At 68.3% G+C, this 4601-nt stretch carries 5 protein-coding genes; 1 reads left to right on the top strand and 4 read right to left on the bottom strand.

Features of this window, described 5'->3' with window-relative positions:
* On the top strand, window positions 1-832 hold an 832-nt coding region (locus ACXJKH_RS15515; RefSeq protein ID WP_457320611.1), incomplete at its 5' end, for a TonB-dependent receptor domain-containing protein.
* 292 nt (window positions 833-1124) lie between these two features.
* Here ACXJKH_RS15515 and ACXJKH_RS15510 read toward each other — a convergent pair.
* The 4 genes from ACXJKH_RS15510 to ACXJKH_RS15495 form a co-directional block, all read right to left on the bottom strand.
* On the bottom strand, window positions 1125-1859 hold the full coding sequence (locus ACXJKH_RS15510; protein WP_457320609.1) for a copper homeostasis protein CutC: 735 nt from the start codon (window positions 1857-1859) through the stop codon (window positions 1125-1127).
* Window positions 1856-2854, bottom strand: a complete 999-nt coding sequence (locus tag ACXJKH_RS15505; protein WP_457320607.1) for a N(4)-(beta-N-acetylglucosaminyl)-L-asparaginase — start codon at window positions 2852-2854, stop codon at window positions 1856-1858. The genes ACXJKH_RS15510 and ACXJKH_RS15505 overlap by 4 nt, the downstream gene beginning before the upstream one ends.
* Window positions 2855-2912: 58 nt before the next feature.
* Window positions 2913-3911, bottom strand: coding sequence for a glucokinase (locus tag ACXJKH_RS15500; protein WP_457320605.1), 999 nt, complete (start codon window positions 3909-3911; stop codon window positions 2913-2915).
* Window positions 3912-4074: 163 nt separating this feature from the next.
* Window positions 4075-4601: calcineurin-like phosphoesterase C-terminal domain-containing protein (locus ACXJKH_RS15495; protein WP_457320603.1), on the bottom strand; the 527-nt coding region annotated here is incomplete at its 5' end.

Here is a 4601-nt window from a genome sequence, read left to right as displayed (position 1 = left end):
GGACATCACCGACAACCTGGTGCTGCGCGGCGCGGCGTCGAAGGTCATCGCCCGCCCCGGCTACACCAGCATCGCGGCGCCCGGCAGCCTGAGCTACGTAAGCGAGGAATACAGCAACGACCGTCGTGTCGCCGGCGGCACCGATACCCCCGGCTGGTATGGCCACGGCAGCAACAAGAATCTGGAGCCGTTCGAAGCGACCCAGTTCGACATCGGCCTGGAGTKGTACTTCAAGCCGGGCTCGGTGGCCGGTGCGGCCCTGTTCCGCAAGAACGTGGACAACTTCACCGTGCCGGTGGTGCGCGACCAGCAGATGACCGTGGGTGGCCAGACGGTGACGGTGCAGAAGTACGAAACCGAAGCCAACGGCCGCGATGGCGTGTCGCAGGGTGTGGAGCTGTACGGTCAGTACACCTTCGACATGGGCTTCGGCGTGCAGGCCAACTACACCTACAACGACACCAACCTGGCCTCCATCGTGCTGGACGGCCAGAACATCGGCTCCTCGCCGCTGGTGGGCAGCGCCAAGAACCAGGCCAACGTCACGATCTTCTACGAGAACCAGAAGTTCCTGGCGCGCGCCTCGTACAACCGCCGCGGCGAAGTGGTGGGCGGGCTGGTCAACGGCCTGACCCAGTACTCCGAGCCGTACGACCAGCTGGACCTCAACGCGGCCTACAACCTGACCGATGCCCTGACCCTGACCGCCTCGGTGCTCAATGCCACCAAGTCCGAACAGCGGATCTACCTGGGCAGCGACAGCAAGGCGCGGTTGATCTCCAACACCTATACCGGCCGCCAGCTGTACGTCGGCGTGAACTGGAAGTTCTAAGCCTCACCCACCCCCGCCCCCCGGCGGGGGCACGGTCCTCCACGGCAGCCACGCTCGTACAGGTGGCTGCCGTTTTTTGTGGCGATGCCTCCCCGGGGTAGAGCCACCCCATGGGTGGCTGCACGCGGTGCCGGACAGAAAGGCAGCCACCCATGGGGTGGCTCTACCCTCGTACGATCCGTGGACCCGGTGCATCCCGTGCATCCCGTGCATTCCGCGCAAACCGGTAGAGCAACCCCATGGGTGGCTGCACGCGGTGCCGCACAGAAAGGCAGCCACCCATGGGGTGGCTCTACCGGTCGAGGGCGGCGCGTAGGGCGGCGACGGTTGCCGGGTCGGTGGCGGTCCGGTCGGGCGACAACCCGGTCAGCGCGGGGTTGTGGAAACGCATCGGCGAGCGCTGCGTGGCCTTGGCCGACGCGTGCAGCTCGTGGCATCCGCTGCGGGCGGCGATGGCGGCGATGTTGCCGGCACTGACTCCCGCACCGGCCATCACGCTGATGCGGCCATCGGCCTGGGCCACCAGCGTTGCGAGCGCGTCCGCACCGGCCTCGGCACTGCCCTGCCCGCCGGAGCTCAACACGCGCTGGCAGCCGAGCGCGATCACCTGCTCCAACGCCTGCGGAAGATCGCGCGCCGCATCGAAGGCGCGATGGAACGTCACCTGCATCGGTCCCGCCGCCTGCACCAGCTCGCGGCACAGTGCCACGTCGATGCCGCCATCGGCATCCAGCGCGCCGATCACCACGCCATCGCAGCCCAGTGCCCGGCACTGCGCGATATCACGCAGCATGATCTCCGTTTCCAGTGCGTCGTAGAGGAAGTCGCCAGGGCGCGCGCGGATCAGCACGAACAACGGAATGCTCAGGCGCTGACGGGCCACGGCGATGCTGCCGTGGGACGGGGTGGTGCCGCCCTCGGCGAGGTTGTCGAACAGTTCGATCCGGTCGGCGCCGCCGGCCTGTGCGGCCAGTGCCGAGGCCACCGAGTTCGAGGCGATTTCCAGCACCCGGCGCGGTGGGCTCATGTCTGCTCGCTGGTATAGACCGAGGCCGAATCGCGCAGGTCATCCTGGCGGTCCTTGTCGCACACGGCATAGACGAAGCCACGGTGCAGCGCGTACGCACCGACCTCGCCGTGCTTGTCCAAGGCGAGGAAGCACACCTGCAGCGTTTTGCTGGCCTCCGGGCGTTTGCGCACCAGCCGCGCGATCGCCTCGCGGCAGGCGTCGGCCGGCGAGCGGCCCTGGCGCATCAGTTCCACCACCAGGAACGAGGCCGCGTTGCGCATCATTTCTTCGCCGACGCCCGACGCGGTTGCGCCGCCCACCTCATTGTCCACGTACAGACCGGCGCCGATGATCGGGCTGTCACCCACGCGCCCGTGCAGCTTCCACGCCATGCCGCTGGTGGTACATGCACCGGCAAGGCGGCCATTGACGTCGATCGCCAGCATGCCCAGGGTGTCATGGTTGCTGCTGTCGCCCGGACGGCCACGCCGCTCGGCATTGATCTCAGGCGTGTACTGGGCGGTCTTCAGCCATTCACGCCAGGCCTTTTCCGCCGCAGGGGTGAGCAGCTTCTGGCGCTCGAAGCCCTGTTCCACCGCGAACTGCTGCGCCCCCTGCCCGACCAGCATCACGTGCGGGGTGTTCTCCATTACTTTGCGGGCGACCGACACCGGATGCAGGATGTCGGTGAGCGCCGCCACCGAACCACAGCGGCCGTCGCCGTCCATGATGCTGGCGTCCAGGCTGAGCACGCCGTCGCGATCGGGATTGCCGCAGCGGCCGACGGTGGGGTTGCACAGCTCGCTCTCGGCCCAGCGTGCGCCCGCTTCCACCGCATCCAGCGCACTGCCGCCGCCGGACAACACCTTCCACGCAGCCTGATTGGCGCCGACACCGAAATCCCAGGTGGATACTACCCGCGCGCCGGAACGTGCCTGCGCACGCACGCGCGGCAACGCCAGCGCACCGGCGGCCAATGCACCGGCCTGGAGGAACTGCCTGCGATCGGTCATCTGAACCCTCCCCTGCAACAGCTGTGGTTGTTCCGCCCGGCATCCGGGCGGGATGCGTTCATGCCACCGCGCGTTCGCGGCGCGCGGCATGCCATACCGCCGCGCCCAGCATGCCCAGCTCGCCGTGTTCCACCCGCCACACCGGCACCTGCGCCAGCACCCGCGACATCACCCCCTTGGCCAGGAAGCGCGCACGGAAGCCACCGGCCTGCAGGAACGGCGCAATGCGCGTGGAAATGCCGCCGGCCAGGTACACCGAACGCGCGCCGAAGGTGACCGCCAGATCGCCGGCCAGGCTGCCCAGCCATGCACTGAAGACCTGCAGCGTCTCCACCGCCAGCGCGTCCTCGCCCGCATGCGCGGCGGCGATCAGCGCTTCGGTCGATTGCCAGCGGGGTGCCACGCCACGGATGCCGCACAGGCACGGATACAGATTCATCAGGCCGCTGCCGGACAGGATCCGCTCCTGGTCCACGTGTTCCCACCGCTGCTGCATCTGGCGCAGGATCTCCAACTCCAACGCGTTGCCGGCGGTCAATGCGGCGTGGCCGGCTTCGCTGGCCAGCACCGGCTGATCGCCGCCCTGGAAGCGCAGCGCCGCACCCAATCCGGTGCCGGGCCCAAGTACCAGCGCCGGCCACGGCGAATTGTCGCTGCCGCGCTCGCCATTGAGCGCTACCAGTGTCTCCGGCTGCACACAGGGGATGGCGTAGGCCACCGCTTCGAAATCGTTGATCAAGGCCAGCGAGCGCAGCCCGGCCTCGGCGCGGGTGGCCTCCACCGATACCGGCCAGGCCAGGTTGGTGTTGACCAGGTGGTCGCCTTCGAGCAGGCCGGCGATCGCCACCACAGCGGTATCCACCGGATGCGCGGTGACAGCGATGAAGTCGGCCAGGATCGCGGCCAGGCTGGCGAACTCGGCGCAGTTGTAGCGGCGCAGACCATGCAGGTGCGGCGGCTGGCCGTCGCGCAGCTCGGCCAGGGCCACGCGCGCGAAAGTGCCGCCGACGTCGGCGACGATGACCGGTTCAACCGGGGATTCCAAGCCGGGCGTCATCGCAGACGTCGCGTCGGGAAGGGCCGGAACAGGGTCCGGAAACGGTACCGCAACGCTCACTCGCAGGCCTTGGCTGGGATCGAACAACTCTGCACGATTTTCGGCGATCGGCCCCGGTTTGCAAAGCGGACGTTGCCGTACCGGAGCGTATGCGCGAGCGCCATCAAGGCTTGGCCACCTGCAGGCGATAGGTGGTGCTGGCCGTGGACGTGGGGCCATCGGCATGCACCGCGCGCACTTCAACCTTGTGCTCGCCGGCAGCAAGATTGGTCGGCAGCGCGCCGCGCCACAGATGCGGCGATGGCGTGGCTTCGGGCGAACGATCGAAACCGCGCAGCGTCTCGGCCTGGTCGTCGGCCATGTTCTCCACCAGCAGGCGCGGGTCCGGCTGTTCCACCCGCTTCATGCCCTGCCAGCCGCCATTGTCCACGCGGTATTCCACCCGCGTATCGGCCTGGCCCATGAACACATTGGCGTACACGCCCCATGCCGGGTAGGCGTCCTTGCGCAGCACTTTGGGGGCGTGGAGGGCGATCTGGTAATCCTCCGGCGCGCGCGCCACGTAGTAGCGCAGGCTGTAGTCGCCGCCGGGCTTGACCGACAGCAGCGCATAGCCGTTGGGGGTGCCATCGCTCATGGTCGCGTCGGGAATGCCGCTGCTGTCCTTCACTCCGGACCAGAACGCACCAC

Source organism: Stenotrophomonas sp. P5_B8, from assembly GCF_054049855.1.
This window is presented reverse-complemented; position numbering and strand designations above follow the sequence as displayed.

What these genes read in the sequence shown, in the direction of transcription:
- ACXJKH_RS15510 (WP_457320609.1), bottom strand. Translation starts at nt 1,859, where the DNA reads ATGAGCCCACCGCGCCGGGTGCTGGAAATCGCCTCGAACTCGGTGGCC.
- ACXJKH_RS15505 (WP_457320607.1), bottom strand. Translation starts at nt 2,854, where the DNA reads ATGACCGATCGCAGGCAGTTCCTCCAGGCCGGTGCATTGGCCGCCGGT.
- ACXJKH_RS15500 (WP_457320605.1), bottom strand. Translation starts at nt 3,911, where the DNA reads ATGACGCCCGGCTTGGAATCCCCGGTTGAACCGGTCATCGTCGCCGAC.